We start from the raw sequence: 16,928 nt of genomic DNA on the forward strand, positions 1-16,928 counted from the left end.
CGTTTATTTTTGGTGCAGTATGGTAGCCGCTTTTTCAGCAATCTTTCCCCAGTAAAAATGATCAAAGAATGCAACGGGGATTGCTGATGTTGTATTACTGTTGATTACAGCAGTAGCAAAATTTGCCCAGTTATCATCGTCAATAATTTTCATTTTGTCGCCGGTGATTGACAGCGGTACACCAATGGCACCGCTTGTTGTAGTCACCACATTTAAATTATACCCTAATGCCTCTACTAATTTGGTTTTTATACCACCCCCATCCATTACCGGGTTGATGAGCATATCAGCACCCTTGTAATACAAAGTTATATCATCCACAAAACCGGCATAAATAATATTTTTATTACTGTATTCTTTTAATCCATTGTAAGAAGGATCTAAATTACTGCCGCATACAACTATACGGTACTTAAAATCTTTTTGTTCCTGTAATAAAGGATTGATATGATTCAGGATCGTATCCAAAGCATCTTTATTGGGTTTGTAATTTAGGGAACCGTTGAATAAAATGATCTTCTCTTCTTTTCCAATATTATATAAAGCCGAAATGGTTTCCTTTGCTGAAGCGCTTACATTTTGTGATGGCGGGCCTGTAAGCTCAAATCCATAAGTAATGATGAAACATTTTTCAGGTTTCAGCTTATACTTTGTAATACCATATTGTTCATCATCCTGCTGGATAAAAAAATTATAGTCAGCAAAACGATGAGTAGTTCTTTCGTAATTCCATAAAATACCCCACCACCATTTGCCAATACTTTTAAACCTTTCAGCTTCTATATTTTGTGAGCGGACAACTAATTTAACTTTGCAAAATACTTTCAGTAGAATACCCAGCCAGCCATAATAAGGGTGTTCTATCATTAAGTGGGTGATCTTTTTTTCTTTAATAATTTTTCTTAAAGTAAAAAAATATAGCGGATTAGCATAGCGGAATTTACCATTCTCTATAATGTTCAATACCTCATACTCCTTCACCTGCGATACATCATTGTCCTTTACACTAACGCAGATGGTGGGTATGAGCGAAGAAAAAAACTTGACAAACAATGCAAAATGTTTTTGCCCGCCCATTTTTGCAGGTAAAAACTTATAAGGCATTAATGCTAAAACCTTTATTTCTTCTGTATTAACCATTCGTTTCAGCTGTCTTATTTCCTAATGTTTTCTTTATTTGCCAGCCAATAGTTCCAATTAACAATGCAATCATTAACCAGGTAAAAAATATACCTAGTTTAGATCCTGTAATATAAACGGCAGGTTCTAACTTAAATTCAATGCTATGTTTACCTGCAGGTAACATCAATGCTCTTAAAACATAGTCGGTTTTAATGATGTCTGTTTTCTTGCCATCAATGTATGCATTCCAGTCTTTGTAAAATATTTCGCTGAATACCGCCAGCTGAGGCGCTGCAGAATTGCTTTCGTATTTTATGGCATCATTATCAAAGGCGGTTTGCTTAATGTATGCGGCACTGTCAGGTGCTGTAAAGTTGCTGATTTTTGATTGATAACTTTTGTCTACAATAGCTGTATCCTTCGGATTAAAATCGTCTAATGCTTTCATCTCTGCAACAGCTCCATCTACATACTTAACAGTTTTTACAAACCAGCAATTACCTAAAGCACCAGGATTTTGAACTGCATCGGCTTGTCCACGGTTCTGCCCTGGTTGAATAAAATATTTGGTATTAAGCATATTGATCACATTGCTGTTAGGCGTACGGCGTGCCAGCTGGTAAGTGATCAGGTCATCATAAAGAGCCAGTTTAGCAGCAGAATATCCGCCAATAGTTTTATGATAGTAAGATGATTTTGATTGCTGGTAAGGATCGCCTTTACTCATGTCGAGCACACGGTAATTAGGATCTTTATCACGCAGTATATCCTGGTCGGCTTTACTCATTGGAAATTCTGCCGACTCAAAATCTGCCTTGCTGGCAAAGCTTTTATCATTAAGGTATTTAATGTCGAAGCTGAAAAGTTCAATAAATGCCGCTAAGGTTACACCTGCAATTACAACAGTTGCGTTGAGTTTCTTTTTTAAATACAATACAAAAAATGCTGCTGCAATTAAAACATACACTAACGACACCAGTATGTCTTTTCCTAAAAAAGTAGCCCTGTCTTTTCGTAATGCAGTTAAAACTCCTTTTGCCTGCGTATCTTCCAAGCGGTTATTCAGAATTTGTTCTTCATAAATGCTATTGTCTACTAAAGGCTGAAGTGCTTTATTACTATCAATGGCCAGGTATTTTTGTTGCATTTCTTCTTGCGACTTACTCTGCAACATTTCGTTGATCGCTTTTGTACGGTTTTTATTTTCTGCACTAAAATCGCTGGTAAAATAAAACCCAATAACGATAATAAAAATAGCACCTGTTGCTATTGCTCCCCACTTAAATTTCTTCCAGGTTTCGGCTTCTGCCTGGTGCGAAATAAGATATTCCAGTGTTAATGCCGCAAGTATGGGCACTACTACCTGTGGAATCACCAACGTCATTGTAGGTACCCTGAATTTATTATACAAAGGAAGATGGTCGAACAAGAAACTATTAAAACCAGGTAAATTTTTTCCCATAGCCATCATTATGCCTAATATGGTACAAGCCAATATCCACCATTTGTTTTTGTTATCTAACAAAAACAATCCTAAAATTCCTAAAAAGCAAATGATTGCGCCAAGGTATACAGGCCCAACAGTAAAGGGCTGATCACCCCAATAAATACTTTGCGAAAGACTTAACGCATATTTTTCTGCATCATAGCGGGGTTGAGGTACATTTATTTTTTCTTCAACTTGTTTGTACACATTTGATTTATCATCCAGTTTCGGAAATATTTCCTGCTCTCCATCACGTTCTGAAATGTGGCTGCCATAACCTTTTATTCCCGGAAACATCAGGCTGAAACTTTCCATTCTTCCATAGCTCCATTGAAAAGCATAGTCTATTTGTAAGCCAGTTGTTTTCGAGTCTTTGGTAACATTGTCTTTGGCAATATCTTTTTTGTCCATTACTAACATGCCCCCACGTTTACTGGAAGCTGTGTAATCGGCATTTACCCATAAGTTTAAAATATTAACACCAATACCAATAGCAGCTGCTACAGCTACAAGGCCAATTGCTTTGCCTGCATGTGCCAATTGTTTTTGCTTAACCCAGTTTATAAAATAGGCAATCGTCATTATCACTGCAATAATAAAAAAGTAATAACTGATTTGTTGGTGGTTCATGCCCAGCTGCATCATGGTAAATAATGCAGTTGAAGTAAAGCCCCATAAATATTGTTTCTCATAAACAAGCAGCATGCCTGCAAGTGTAGCTGGTATATAGGCCAGTGTAAGCATCTGTGTATCGTGACCAGCAACGGTGGCCATTGCAGTAAAACTGCTGAAGGCAAATCCTAAGGCTCCAATGATAGCCGTCCATGGCCTGAGTTTAATAACAGATAATAGTAAATACATGCTGATACACATCAAAAAGAAAAAATTGATGGGCTTGGGTAACCAAAGTGTAAAAATGTTATGGATCATTTCAACCGGGTTCCATGGGGTAGGGTAGGTGATCTGGTAACTGGGCATGCCTGAAAACATATTGGTAGCCCACAATGCACCACGGCCTTCTGTTTTTGTTTTTTCCATCAGTTGATGGCTCATGCCCTGCCATTGGGTGATATCACTTTGTTGCATAGTAAGGCTGCTGTCTAATGCAGGCTTGCAAAAAATAACTGATACCAATAAAAAAATACCAATTGCAATAAGATGGGGTAAGGCTTTTTTAAACCAGGTTGACTTCATTGTATACTATTTTTAAAGCTCTAAGATAATTGATTTATTTCGGGTTGATTGTTTCAAGGAAAGATTCGTAGGCCAGTTGTATTCCTTGGGGTAATTCAATGGCATGTTTCCATCCGGTTTGATTGATGCGGCTCACATCCATTAGTTTTCTTGGGGTGCCATCAGGTTTGGACTCGTCCCATACCAATTCGCCCCGGTAACCAACGATATTTTTTACAAGATCAGCCAGGTCAGCAATGCTCATGTCTGCCCCGGTACCAATATTCACAAATAGTTTTTCATTGTAATGCAGCATCAGGTGGTAACAGGCATCCGCAAGATCGTCTACATATAAAAATTCACGTTTGGGAGTGCCGGTACCCCATAAAGTAACAGTGGGGTTGCCTGCAATTTTTGCCTCATGAAAACGGCGTATCAATGCCGGCATTACATGAGATTTCTGCAGATCATAGTTATCATTAGGGCCATATAAATTAGTTGGCATTGCCGAAATAAAATTGCAGCCATACTGATCCCTGTAAGCTTCACAAAGTTTAATGCCTGCAATTTTTGCAATGGCATATGGTTCATTCGTGCTTTCTAATAAACCTGTTAACAGATATTCTTCTTTTAAAGGTTGTGGTGCCATTTTAGGATAAATGCAGGAGGAGCCCAGGAACAATAATTTTTTTACATAATTTTTATAAGCAGCATGAATGATGTTGGTTTCAATCATCAGGTTCTCATAAATAAATTCGGCCCTGTAGGTATTGTTGGCCATAATGCCACCCACTTTTGCGGCGGCAAGAAAAACATAGGCTGGTTTTTCCGCAGTAAAAAAATCATTTACAGCCTGCTGGTTGCGCAGGTCCAGTTGGGCAGATGTCCTGGTGATAATATTATCAAAACCTTCTGCTGTTAATTTTCTTACCAATGCACTACCCACCATTCCACGGTGACCGGCAATATAAATTTTATCAGTTTTAAGCATGTTTATTTTGTAAAGAAGACAATATTATAAATGATGATGAGGAATTACTTTTAATAAGGCGGCTACAAAAATAGCAAACTACAAATTTTCAAGTTTTAAACCAGTTTTAATTTTGTACAAAAAATTACCAACAGGAGAGTGCAGCAGGTGAAATAACACTTTCAATCTTATTTGCCATAAGTTCAGCAAAATGCTTTTTCCAAAATGCCTTTCATATACTTTTTTTGTTTCGGCAAGCGAAAGAAAATATCCGCTGCTGCTGATACCCGAAGGTGCGAAATTTATCAATGGGGATTCTAAAAAAATAAATTTTTCATCTGCAATACGACAAAGAAAATCATAGTCGGCTGCAATTTTTTCGGAAGTGCTGTACAATCCGTATTGATCATGCAATTGTTTTTTTACAAACATGGTTTGATGGCAGATACTCCTCATGCCCCGGTATAATTTATTTTTTTCGAAAGGTTTGCCGATGATCACCCATTGGTTGCCTCTTAATAATTTGTATTTGCTGTGTAACCATTGCAGCGAAGGGTTGTTATCAAAAGCAGCGGCAGCATGGGCAATAGCTTTAGCATCAAAAAAAGTATCACCTGAATTGAGCATCACCAGTATATTGCCCGTGGCATGTTTAATGCCTTTGTTGATGGCATCGTAAATACCATTGTCGGGTTCACATATCCATTTGCGGTAAACAGGCTGTACATTATTTTCAAGATAGTTTTTTATTTCAGCAGAACTTGATCCATCAATAATATAATGCTCAAATGGCGGCAGCTCCTGCATATCCACCGATTGGCAGGTGGCAATTACATCCTGCAGGTTATTGAAACATATGGTAATTACTGTAATGGTATTTGGCAAAAGCATATTCCGGCAAATTTATTTAATATGGGGCATTAAATAAATTAAAAAGAGTCGCCAATCAATTAGCGACTCTTCTGTAATATAAAGTATTCAAATTTTAGTACACTTACTCACGACTCACGCTATTAGTTCCCCATTCCCTGTTGTGCATTTTGCATGCTGTCCATTTCGCCTTTCATGTTTTTGCGTTTAAATAACGATACATCAACTTTTCCAAAGCGCCAGTTAAAGCTTAACCTTGCTACCTGCGGATCACGGCGGCGTTCTGAATCATATATCAGGAAAGAACTTTCAGCGTGTGTAGCACTCAGTTTTGTTCTGAATACATCACTCATTTGTAATGTTAATGATGCCGCATTATTTTTCATGAAATCTTTTTTAATGGCGATATCAACACCATAGTTAGGTTTGATATAACCCTGGGCGCCCGGAGAAGCCTGGCCAAAACCTCCACCTCCCATCATGCCACCGCCGCCGCGGCCACCCATGCCACCACCACTGCTGCTTGCGGGCACCAATGTTTTAGCCTGGTAATCGCCACTTAATTGTATAGAATAGTTTTTAGGTAGTTTAAAACTGTTATTGATCTTGGCAAACCAACTTACCTGCGATTGATTTGTACTGCCCGGTATATTACCTGCTTTCAGTTGGGTTTTATATAAATTTAAATTGGTCGACAGATCCCACCAGCTGATAAATTTATCTCTTACTGTTAATTCAAGGCCGTAAGTAAAACTGCTGTTGGCATTGGCATAGGTATTAAATGTAGCACTGTCGGATATTGCCGGATTAGGATTGGCATCACGGTATTGATAACGGGTAATCAGGTCGTTGGTATTACGAAAATACAGAGTGGTTAAAAAAGAATGCTTATTAGATAATTGATTCTGATAAGATAATTCCGCCAGGTTGGTAAATTCAGGTATCAGGTCTGGATTACCTTTTGAAATATTCAACGGATCGGTTACATCAACAAAAGGAATTAACTGGAAAAAGTTGGGCCTGTTGATCTTCCTGGAATAATTCAGTTGCATATCCTGCTTGTCGGTAAGTTTATAAGTAAAAAATGCGCTGGGAAATAAGCTGAAAGGATAACTGTTACTGAACTTTTGGTTTTTAGTAATCAGGTTACCATTGTATTCACTGCTTTCTAATCTTAAGCCTAATTGGTAAGTGAATTTATTAAGCTGCTGCGAAAAAGTGGTATAACCTGCATAAACGGCATCAGTAAATTTGTAATTGGAAATGGTATTACTACCAAATAAAATCTGTCCGTTAGTATAATCCTTATAAATATTGGTGATAGTATTAAAACTGGTAAAATCCCTGAAAGAAGCCCTTGCACCGAATTCAATTTTCATTTTTTCAGTAATAGGGTTGCTGTAGTCTGTTTGTATGGTAAGGAATTTTGTAGTTCCTCCACCCGTGGTATTCTGAAAAAGATTCAACCCTTTCAGGTTGCTGGCAGCAGTATATTGTTTCTGGTCATTATCCGATTCATTATCGTTCTTGCTATAATTGAAATTTACATCAGCTGTTAATTCCTTTCCTGCTTTAGCATAATTATGTTTATAGCTGAAAGTGCTGCCATAATTCCTGAAATTACCAACGCTGTTAGAAGCACGGGTGGCAGTTTCGTGTACTGAGCTGGAAGAGTATGTGGTATCATTTATGCTGTTCAAAAAGTCATTCGTTTTAAACTGTCCTCTTACAACATTGCCACCAATAGTGAAAGTGTTCCTGTTGTTTAAAAAATAATCCATGCCAATTCTGCCAAAAGCAAAAAAGCCTTTGTTAACCGGATTATTCATTTGCAAAGAATGTGCGGTATTATTGGTAAAAAAGTCAGTACGTTCTGTAGTTACATCACTTTTTGATTTACGAATGCCCAACATCCCTGCAGCAAAGAAATTTACTTTTTCCTGCTTTACATTAATATCACCACCAAAGCCGGGCCTTCCACGGCTATCAATGCTTGCTCTTATGTTTCCATTGTAACCTGCTTTACGGTTTTTCTTTAAAACAATATTTAATATACCGGCACCACCGCCACTGGCATCATATTTTGCACTGGGATTGGTGATCAGTTCTACAGATGCAATGGCATCAGCAGGTATCTGGTCCAATGTCATTGTGGTAGGCCTGCCATCAACAAATATTTGTGGTGCAGCATTACGCATAGTTACATTCCCATCAATATCTACATTTACGCTGGGTACATTTTTCATCACATCTACAGCGGTTCCACCAACACTGGTAAGATTTTTTTCTACATTAAAAACCTTGCGGTCAATACTCATAGTAAGTAATGGCTTATTAGAAACCACGGTCACATTCTGCAATTGCAGGGCATCCACATCTAATTTAATATTGCCCAGGTCTTTATCCACGCTATTTAACATGCCACTCATGTCGCCATTCTTCATGCCCGACATATTCAGGGAAAAGGCAACTTTTCTTTCGATGGTTTTATAGCCAATGGCAGTAATTTTTAATTTATACTGCGCCATGATATTTAAATTCTCCAGGCTGAATTCGCCTTTTTTAGTAGTAAGCATACCGCTAACCACCACATCCCTTCTTTTTTTGGTCATGGTATCCAGTTTGTTCTGGATCAGTTGTACCGAAGCTGCATCAACTGGTTTATTGGTAGTAGAGTCGATGATCTTGCCATAAAAATGTCCAAGGTTCATATTCTGGCCGCCACCCATTTGCCCACGGCCAGCGCCCCCTGGCATTTGAGCCAGTGCACTTGTAGTTAAAGAAATCAGCACCAGGCTCAAACAAATTCTAAAAAAGTTCATATTGTAGTTTTAATGTTAGATGTAGTTTAGACGCTTTTATGTTAAAAAACTGTCGGTTTTTGCAATAAAACGCAAAGGTGCTCTCAAAAGTTCAGTTGCAATACCCTTACATGATGAGTGGTAGTATAACTTGTGGAGTTGCAGACGGCATTACTGAATTGTTATCAGTTGCTTAATACCTGTATCAATACCTGTAACAGGCCTATCAAAAGGCCAAAAAATCCGCCGATCACCTCTAAAAACTGGAATTCTCTTTTAGTGATCTGGTTTAGTATATCCTCCAGTTTTTCTGACGAAAAGCTGGCAACTTTATCGGTAACAATTTTCTCCAGGTCCAGGTCTTTTTCCAGTTTGGTCATATAACTTTTCATCAAAACAGGAAAAAGACTCTCCAGTTCCATTAAAAAAGCATCTTTAAGCTGGTTAATGGTTTTTTCTCCAATTAGCATGGAAAGCATTGGAAAAACCTCTTTTAATTTTTCTCTTAAAAACTTGTCTATATGAGCTTCAATTTCGGGCTTTAAAAGCTGGATATTTTCAGGGTTGGTAACCTTGGCTTCAATTTCGGCAAAAGATAAAAACTCTTTACTTACCACCTGGCCCAGCTTTTGGGCTATCAGTTGCTGGTTTTTTGGAAAAATTCCCTGTAGCTTAAATCCGAAAATGTTTATTGGATTACGTGGATGAAACAACATTTTAATAGCGATCCATGTGGTTACCCATCCGGTAAAAGCCGATAAAAAAACAGGAATAATATAATGAGTCCAATGCATGAGTTGCTTATTTTGGGTGCAAAGAAAGCATTTTTACACCGCTTGCTCAAAATGTAATTTTGAGGGAGAAAAGTTTTTCATTATTTTTGCCGTCCAATAAAAAACGGTAGTCGTAGCTCAGTTGGTTAGAGCATCAGATTGTGATTCTGAGGGTCGGGGGTTCGAGCCCCCTCGATTACCCAAAAAAAGGAGTTTCATTTGAAACTCCTTTTTCTATTTACTTATAAAAAGTTACTATGCCGGTATCTACATTATAAAGCCCGCCTATTATTTTGATGGCACCCTGTTGTTCAAGTTCTGCTATTATCGGGCTTTCTCTTTTAATTCTGTCTATTGTTAAAAACACATTCAGCTCGGTAACATTTTTAACAAAAGATTCATTGGAGCCGTCTCTGTTTTCTATAGTTGTTTTTTCGTTGTAAATGGCAGGCTGAATTTTATTAAGCAATGTGGTGAGGTTACCCATTTCCACATGATTGCAGGCACCTGCTATTGCACCGCATTTAGTATGGCCCAGTACAAGTATAATTTTAGTGCCCACCAATTTGGTGGCAAATTCCATACTACCCAGAATATCTTCATTCAAAATATTGCCTGCAATACGTATGCTGAATATATCGCCAAGGCCCTGGTCAAAAATCAGTTCTGCCGAGGTACGGCTATCAATACAGCTTAAAATTGTGGCAAAAGGAAACTGGCCTTTTGAGGTTTCATTTACCTGCTGCAGCAGGTTACGGTTAGCCTTTAAATTTTTTACAAATCTTTCATTACCCTCTTTTAAAATTTCAAGGGCTAAATCAGGCGTTAAACTGCTTTGCGTTTCTTTTGAATGAGTGTGCATTTTTGTAATTTTAGTAGTTAGAGTATATAAAAATCTTTTGCCGGGTATGGCTTCGGCGTATCAGGGTCGTTAAGTAGTTGTTTTAAATTGATTTCAATATTCGTGGCAATTGTTGTCATTGCTGTATCGGTAGGCTGATTACTGAATGGATCCTGCAAATGCGTAGCTGATTTTTCCAAAAGAAAAAAAGCGGCAGAAATTACCAGTAGCAGTGGAATCTCAAACTGGCTTTCAATATCCCGTAGCGCTATGCAAAGCGTTATTACGAATATGTAAATAAAAAAATGTAAAAAAAGCCGGTAGGTGGAAGGGAAAACGGTGCTTTTGATTCTTTCTGCCATACCCATAGCATTAGAGAAATTTACTAATGTAGTATTGATTTGTATCTGGCTGAAAACATCCAGCTGCTTTTTCTTTTTTAGTTCAGCAATTTGTAAAGTATTTAGTTGTAATAACGCCAGTGGCTTATTGTTATGTTTGCTTATCACCGCCAAGTCATCCGGAGAAATATACTTTTCTACATTCTCAGTTGGGTGTAAACCTCTTAAAGTTTGCCCCAAGCTAAAGCACCAGGCAATGTGGCGATAGGCGATTTGTTTAATGCTGGTTTCATTTCCTTCACGTACAAATGATTGTAATTGTAGTACAAAGCTTCTGCTATCATTTACAATTGCACCCCATATTTTGCGTGCCTCCCACCACCTGTCGTAAGACTGGTTAAGTTTAAACGAAAGAATTACCGAAATAGCTGTACCTAAAAAGGCTGGTATAGAAAGTGGCATTTCGGGGATAATGGTTTTAAATTTTTCCGTAAAATAGTATACCACGATTGCAATCAGCAACACATACATTATCTCCAACTTTATTTTGTTGAGGATAAAACGAACCGGGATCTTTTTATTCAGCAACATCTGCCTGTATTTTTGTTTTAACAAAGATAATAAAGCTTTTATAAATAATAGTATTACTATCTTAAAAAATTGTAAAAGTATCTGCAATAGAACTATTGCTATTTTGATAATTAATTTAAGTAGTTTTGCAAAAACATTTACCAGCATGGATTTTCAGGTAAAATTTAAAGTAAACGAAAAAATATATTTACGGGACCCCGAAAGTAGTGAGGTGGGGAGGCAAATGGTAAAAATAGCAATAGACCTGATTTATGCATTAGGGTTTGAGCAGTTTACCTTTAAAAAATTAGCTATAGAGATCAATAGTACAGAAGCTACCATATACCGGTATTTCGAAAATAAACACCGGCTGCTTTTATATATACTAAATTGGTATTGGTGCTATATGGAGTTTTTAGTGATCTTTAAACTACAAAATGTTGCAGATAAGAAAGAAAAATTAAAGATCATCATTCAGCTGTTAACGCACGAATTACCAGAAAGTTCCGGACAGCTCGATTACAATAAGAAATACCTTAATCAAATTGTAATTACTGAAAGCAGTAAAGTTTACCTGGTAAAAGAGGTATCGGAAATTAATAAAAACGAAGTGTTTAAGCCCTATAAAGATTTGTGTGCTAAAATAGCAGAAACTATTTCGGCTTACAAACCAACCTATAAATATCCAAGGTCTTTAAGTACTACCCTTATTGAAACATCACACGATCAGCAATATTTTAGTGTCAATTTACCACGCCTGACTGATGCGCCGGCTAAAAATAATTCAGAATTTACAAGTAACTTTTTAACTGATCTGTTATTTAAGGTTTTGGGATAGATCATGAGCGGCTATAAACTGAAATCCAACGGCCTTACACTATACTTCCGTTTTTTATGATGTATGCCTGAAATAATTATTTCAGATACCGCTCACAATGTTTCCAATAAGCAGAATAAGAAGGGTAAAAACCAGTGACCGAAGGAAACAGCCAGTCGCGGCTGTCTTTGATGCCGGGGTAATGAGTAAAAGCCGGGTGCTCTTTTGCAATAAATGCCGGGCTGGCGGAATGGTTAGTTTCATTATACAAAGCCTGCAGTGCTGACAACTCTCCACAATACACCTGAATGCCTGCTATGTTCCTGGATAGGTCAATGATAAATGATATTACTTTTTCGCTGACCGGGTACCTGCTGAAATGGGATGGTTCCAATAATAAAACCCTGTTTACATTATCTGTTTTTCTCCATTGCGGGTCGATATTATAAGCATTATAGAGTAAAGTGGGTTTTGTGCAGTCAATGACCGGCACTGCTGTTTGTGGCAGCACTGTTTGTAATTGTAAAGCGCAGGTTTCCATTAGTCTATCCGGCACCGGTATTGCTGCTATTGTTTCATAAGGCTTATCTAAAAATGTGTGTTGCTGACCACTGAGCGTATACCTGTTTATATTTTCCTGGTTGCAGTAATATTTTTTTGCCGCAAAAGCGCCGGCTACCCACTGCCAGCTACAATTATTGCTGGCTATATCTCCATCCAGTAAATGATAGTATAACCATTTTGAAGGCTGCAGCCAATGCGCTTTGGCAATGTTACAGGCTATGGCTGCCACATACATCCTGGTATGATTGTGCATGTAGCCGGTGGTATATAAATTATTTACCTGGTCGTCAATCGTGTGAATACCTGTTGCTGCATTTTGTAATGCGCTGATCATTTCATGATGCAGGGTATCCGGCTGTGGTTGTCTCAGATCCTGCCAGATCAGATCTTTTGTGGCCTGCCATACACGCTGGTAATATTCACGCCAGGCCAATTCCCGGAGCAATTTTTCAATTTCATACAGCGTGTATCCTCTTTTCAAAACGGCTTCTTTGACCTGTAACGTACTGATAACACCTCGTGAAATATAGGGTGACAAATAAGTCACAGCTCCGTTAATAAAGTTTCTTGTCCGGGCATAACTAAGGGGATCGACCTGGTCTACTTTTTCAAGTACCAGGCCGTAGTCTGTAACAAATTTGCGCCGGGGCGATTGAGATGAGGCTTGCATGCTTACCAGTGCTGTGTTTGTTTATGTCATTATTATTCTGTTTAATATTCCGCTGCGGCCTTAAGGCTTTGCATAGGGCAGCCTTTGTAATCGCCGGGTAGTATGGTAGCTGTCAAGCCCCGAGCAGGTAATGGTGCCGGCTTTTTCAATATCCAAATAACCATCCTCCGCCCAACAATCTTCAGGGAAATACAGTTGCGTGATGGCACCAATGACCATTATAGTATTGTTGATGGTAAGATCGATACGTTCTTTAAATTCCACTTCAAGCTGCACTTTGCTTTCTTTTACAAATGGTGCTACACAATCATTTTTGTATTCTGTTGTTAAACCCGTTGCATTAAATTCAGAAATATCCTTAGGATACCGAGCCGATGACTGGTGCGCCTGCGGGTATATATTTTCATTAATATGGTTGATCGTATACACGCCCGTTGCCAGAATATTAGTAAGCGTGTGCCGCTCCACCGAATCAGGCCGCATAATGAAACAGATCAAAGGAGGGTTAGCGCCAATATGAACAATGGAGCTGAAAACAGCAAGGTTGGTATTGCCCGAATTATCGGTAGTACCAATAAGGCATAAGCTTTTAAAACCGCCCACGCTGTTTATTAAGTGCGCCCTTTTACGTTGTTCCATCGCCATTAATCCGGGATAAGTTATTTGTGTCTGCATTTTCAATTTTGACAAGGTTAAGTAGATATTTATTTTTCCAGCTAACTGCATTTGCACTACGGGATAAACAATACATGCGGTTATATGTTTAAAAAACGCTGCAGTAATATCTCCAATTTGTAATACACCTATCCAGCCCGGGAAGAAAAACTATCATTTCGCACCATCAATTTTACAGTTTACTCCGGCAGGCATATCCATTCCGCCCCTTACTTGTAATTAAGAGATAAAAACAATCTATCATGAAAATTATCAATCAATTTAACCAGATCCTGTTTGCCACCTCATTGGGTGCCACCTTACTTTTATCGTCTTGCAGTAAAGATGATGAACCCACGCCTGCTCCTGCAAATACCATTACTGATGTAGTATCTAACACCGCCAGTTATAGTGTTTTAAAGGAAGCGGTAGTAAAGGCAAACCTCGCTGCTACCTTAAGTGGTACGGGACCGTTTACTGTATTTGCACCGGATAATGCAGCTTTTGCAAGCGCAGGAATCACTTCAGCTACCGTGACTTCTCTAACTGCCCCGCAATTAAGCGACTTGTTATTATATCACACTATTGGTTCTAAAATATTAGCCGCCAATGTTCCGGCAGGTCCTAATGCAAAAGTTGTAACTGCCGGCGGGGATTCTGTTTTTGTAACTAAAAATGCATCCGGCGTATTTGTAAATGGTATTGCAGTAGCGCAGGCTGATATTGCAGCAGATAATGGTGTAATTCACCGCCTGGCCAAAGCATTAAATAAACCTTCCGGCAATATTGTGGCTACAGCGCAAACACCAGGTTCCGGCCTCGATTCCCTGGTAAAAGCGATCGTACGTGCCAATAATGCCACCGGCGGAGATCCTACTTTGATCAACACATTGAGCACTGCTACTATTACTGTATTTGCACCTACCAACGCTGCATTTACCCAATTGCTGGGCGCTCTAAGCTTGACAGATATCAACCAGATTCCTGTAGCTACGTTGTTAGCCGTACTGAGGTATCACGTGGTGGGTGGCAGGGCTTTTTCATCTGACCTTGCCAATGGCCCGTTAACCATGCTGGCAGGAGGCAATACTACCATCAGTCTCACCAGTGGTGCAACTATTAAAGGCAACGGAAATGGCACTACCGCTTCAAATATTGTGGCTACCAATATCATGGCACGCAACGGCGTGGTACATGTAATCGACAGGGTTTTATTACCATAGATATTATCGGAAAACCAAGCTGCATCAACGGTGAACAATTTTTAATTTTTACCGTTGATGCTTATTAAATATTAACCAGCAGCGATGTTTGCTCATAAACACAGGTATCTTTTTATTGTACTCCTGGCGGTATACACCTACCTCAACACCGTATTATGTGAAGTGTATAAATATTTTCACATTGAAATAGAATGGTATGTTGCTTTTGGTACCATAATGGCTATTACTTTATTAACCTGGGAAAGCAGCCGCTTACTGGAACCCCGGTTTAAAAAAATATTCCACATCAGGGAGTTTAAGATCAGCACGCTGGCAATGTTTTTTATTGCCGGAAGTATACTTACGACTATAATAACTGTTGGCATTGTTTTCTTTGTGAGTATGGTGCTGCATCACTACACTGTTAGTGAAAGTTTTATTCCTCTCAAACTGAATTTAATTTATGCATGGCTTGCCAATTTGTTATTTCACTTACTTAATGCCATTAAATTTTATTTTACTGAGTATAAAACCAAATGGATGGAGGCAGAAGAATTAAAGAGGATATCTGCCCAGGCAGAATTACAGTTGGTAAAAAGCCAGATCAATCCTCACTTTTTATTTAATAACCTCAATGTACTTTCTGCATTGATCATGAAAAATAATAATGAAGCCAACAAGTTTATAGAAGAGTTCTCCAAAGTATACCGCTATATTCTAACTACGCATGATAAAGAACTGGTTGATATAAAAACAGAACTGAATTTTATTAAGCCCTACATTTTTTTATTGGGGAAAAGATTTGCCGAAGGGCTGGAGATTGTTGTTGATGTACCGGAAGCTTACGAAAAATTTTATGTGATACCGGCATCGTTGCAAATGCTGATTGAAAATGCCATTAAGCATAATGTGGTAAGTAAAAATAAACCGCTGCATATTGATGTACATGTTAACGGCAATAATACTATTGTGGTAAAAAATAACCTGCAACTAAGGGAATCGGTAGATAATTCCACTAAAGTTGGACTTAATAATATCATCAAACGGTACTGGTTATTCAGCGGACAAAAAGTTGAAGTTAAAAACGACAATGAGGCTTTTACAGTAACGCTGCCATTACTTACTTTAAATTAAAATACCTGATGAATATTTTAATTGTAGAAGACGAACAACTGGCACAGGAAAGGTTACAGCTTTTAATTAAAGCTTACGATCCTTTAATTAATATAGCAGGCTGCCTGGAAAGTGTAGAAGAAACGGTGAACTGGTTTAATACCAAACCTCATCCCGATTTATTGTTACTGGATATTCATCTATCCGACGGAGAGAGCTTTGAAATATTCAGGCAAACCAATATTCAAAAGCCGGTTATTTTTACTACTGCTTACGAAAATTATGCTATTGATGCGTTTCAGTTATTCAGTATTGATTATATTTTAAAACCCGTTACTACAGAAGGAATAGCAGCAGCCTTAAACAAGTATAAAAACCTGTCTGCAGCATTTGCTCCAAAGGATTACCAATTGCTGATGGAACAGGTAAAAGATAATTTTTCAGTCAATTATAAAACCAGGTTCTTGGCCAAAGTGGGGCAGCGTTTATTTTTTATTCCGGCTACTGATGTGGCTTACTTTGCGGCAGATAATAAAATTGTTTTTTTAATTGACAAAGAAGGTAACCGTTTTGTAATTAACTCCACAATGGAGAAGTTAGAAACAGAACTGAATCCCAAACATTTTTTCCGGCTGAACAGAAAAATAATTATTAATGCAGATTCTATTGAGCAGGTAAAGCCTTATCATAGCAACCGGCTGAAATTGCAATTAAAAGGAATCAGCACCTTGGAAGAAATTATTATCAGCAGGGAAAGAGTGGCAGAATTTAAACATTGGGCAGATAATTAAAAAATTGAAGCTGAATATATACTACCATCATTTTTATGCTACTGGAATTTCATAAGGGGGCAGATAAAGTCTACAACAGTGTTTGGGTTTTAAAAAGCATTTGTAACTAATTGATTATCTTTTTGTTAGATAATAATCAATAGTAACAGGCTGTTAAAAGGTTAACAAGG

General features: G+C 38.1%; 14 protein-coding genes and 1 tRNA gene. 5 read left to right on the forward strand and 10 right to left on the reverse strand.

The features are described from left to right. Positions 1-3 precede the first annotated feature (3 nt). The 6 genes from ACQ334_RS22970 to ACQ334_RS22995 form a co-directional block, all read right to left on the reverse strand. A complete protein-coding gene (locus ACQ334_RS22970) occupies positions 4-1,140 on the reverse strand; it encodes a glycosyltransferase (protein WP_430990628.1) in 1,137 nt (378 codons plus the stop codon). Continuing rightward, positions 1,133-3,802 (reverse strand): hypothetical protein, encoded by a 2,670-nt coding sequence (locus tag ACQ334_RS22975; protein WP_430990629.1) that lies wholly within the window; start codon positions 3,800-3,802, stop codon positions 1,133-1,135. The genes ACQ334_RS22970 and ACQ334_RS22975 overlap by 8 nt, the downstream gene beginning before the upstream one ends. A gap of 34 nt (positions 3,803-3,836) precedes the next feature. After that, positions 3,837-4,772, reverse strand: coding sequence for a GDP-L-fucose synthase (gene fcl, locus ACQ334_RS22980; protein WP_430990630.1), 936 nt, complete (start codon positions 4,770-4,772; stop codon positions 3,837-3,839). A 78-nt stretch (positions 4,773-4,850) separates the two neighbouring features. Further along, on the reverse strand, positions 4,851-5,642 hold the full coding sequence (locus ACQ334_RS22985; protein WP_430990631.1) for a glycosyltransferase: 792 nt from the start codon (positions 5,640-5,642) through the stop codon (positions 4,851-4,853). 122 nt (positions 5,643-5,764) lie between these two features. Continuing rightward, complete coding sequence (locus ACQ334_RS22990) at positions 5,765-8,443, reverse strand: TonB-dependent receptor domain-containing protein (RefSeq protein ID WP_430990632.1); 2,679 nt, start codon at positions 8,441-8,443, stop codon at positions 5,765-5,767. Positions 8,444-8,607: 164 nt separating this feature from the next. Continuing rightward, the gene (locus tag ACQ334_RS22995; RefSeq protein WP_430990633.1) at positions 8,608-9,216 is read right to left on the reverse strand and encodes a DUF445 domain-containing protein; all 609 of its coding nucleotides are present in this window, start codon (positions 9,214-9,216) and stop codon (positions 8,608-8,610) included. A 106-nt stretch (positions 9,217-9,322) separates the two neighbouring features. Between ACQ334_RS22995 and ACQ334_RS23000 the strand changes: the two genes are divergently transcribed. After that, a tRNA-His gene (locus tag ACQ334_RS23000) sits at positions 9,323-9,396 on the forward strand. Positions 9,397-9,433: 37 nt separating this feature from the next. Here the strand turns inward: ACQ334_RS23000 and ACQ334_RS23005 are convergent. Together ACQ334_RS23005 and ACQ334_RS23010 are read right to left on the reverse strand one after the other, a co-directional pair. After that, positions 9,434-10,105 carry a carbonic anhydrase family protein gene (locus tag ACQ334_RS23005; protein ID WP_430990779.1) on the reverse strand — a complete coding sequence of 224 codons (672 nt, stop codon included), beginning with the start codon at positions 10,103-10,105 and terminating at the stop codon, positions 9,434-9,436. Further along, positions 10,075-10,968, reverse strand: coding sequence for a bestrophin family protein (locus ACQ334_RS23010; protein WP_430990634.1), 894 nt, complete (start codon positions 10,966-10,968; stop codon positions 10,075-10,077). The genes ACQ334_RS23005 and ACQ334_RS23010 overlap by 31 nt, the downstream gene beginning before the upstream one ends. A gap of 145 nt (positions 10,969-11,113) precedes the next feature. Here ACQ334_RS23010 and ACQ334_RS23015 point away from each other — a divergent pair, with 145 nt between their 5' ends. Continuing rightward, positions 11,114-11,785, forward strand: a complete 672-nt coding sequence (locus tag ACQ334_RS23015) for a TetR/AcrR family transcriptional regulator (RefSeq protein WP_430990635.1) — start codon at positions 11,114-11,116, stop codon at positions 11,783-11,785. A gap of 76 nt (positions 11,786-11,861) precedes the next feature. Here ACQ334_RS23015 and ACQ334_RS23020 read toward each other — a convergent pair whose 3' ends face one another. Both ACQ334_RS23020 and ACQ334_RS23025 read right to left on the reverse strand, forming a co-directional pair. Beyond that, positions 11,862-12,998, reverse strand: a complete 1,137-nt coding sequence (locus ACQ334_RS23020) for an FAD-binding domain-containing protein (RefSeq protein ID WP_430990636.1) — start codon at positions 12,996-12,998, stop codon at positions 11,862-11,864. Between the two features lie 60 nt (positions 12,999-13,058). Continuing rightward, the gene (locus ACQ334_RS23025) at positions 13,059-13,673 is read right to left on the reverse strand and encodes a flavin reductase family protein (RefSeq protein WP_430990637.1); all 615 of its coding nucleotides are present in this window, start codon (positions 13,671-13,673) and stop codon (positions 13,059-13,061) included. A 242-nt stretch (positions 13,674-13,915) separates the two neighbouring features. Between ACQ334_RS23025 and ACQ334_RS23030 the strand changes: the two genes are divergently transcribed. The 3 genes from ACQ334_RS23030 to ACQ334_RS23040 all read left to right on the forward strand — a co-directional run bounded on the left by ACQ334_RS23030 (position 13,916) and on the right by ACQ334_RS23040 (position 16,758). Further along, positions 13,916-14,875, forward strand: a complete 960-nt coding sequence (locus ACQ334_RS23030) for a fasciclin domain-containing protein (RefSeq protein WP_430990638.1) — start codon at positions 13,916-13,918, stop codon at positions 14,873-14,875. Between the two features lie 84 nt (positions 14,876-14,959). Then, on the forward strand, positions 14,960-15,988 hold the full coding sequence (locus tag ACQ334_RS23035) for a sensor histidine kinase (RefSeq protein WP_430990639.1): 1,029 nt from the start codon (positions 14,960-14,962) through the stop codon (positions 15,986-15,988). An 8-nt stretch (positions 15,989-15,996) separates the two neighbouring features. Next, positions 15,997-16,758, forward strand: coding sequence for a LytR/AlgR family response regulator transcription factor (locus ACQ334_RS23040; protein WP_430990640.1), 762 nt, complete (start codon positions 15,997-15,999; stop codon positions 16,756-16,758). The last annotated feature ends 170 nt before the right edge of the window (positions 16,759-16,928 follow it).

The sequence above is a fragment of the Ferruginibacter sp. SUN106 genome (assembly GCF_050611765.1).
Lineage (GTDB): Bacteria > Bacteroidota > Bacteroidia > Chitinophagales > Chitinophagaceae > Ferruginibacter.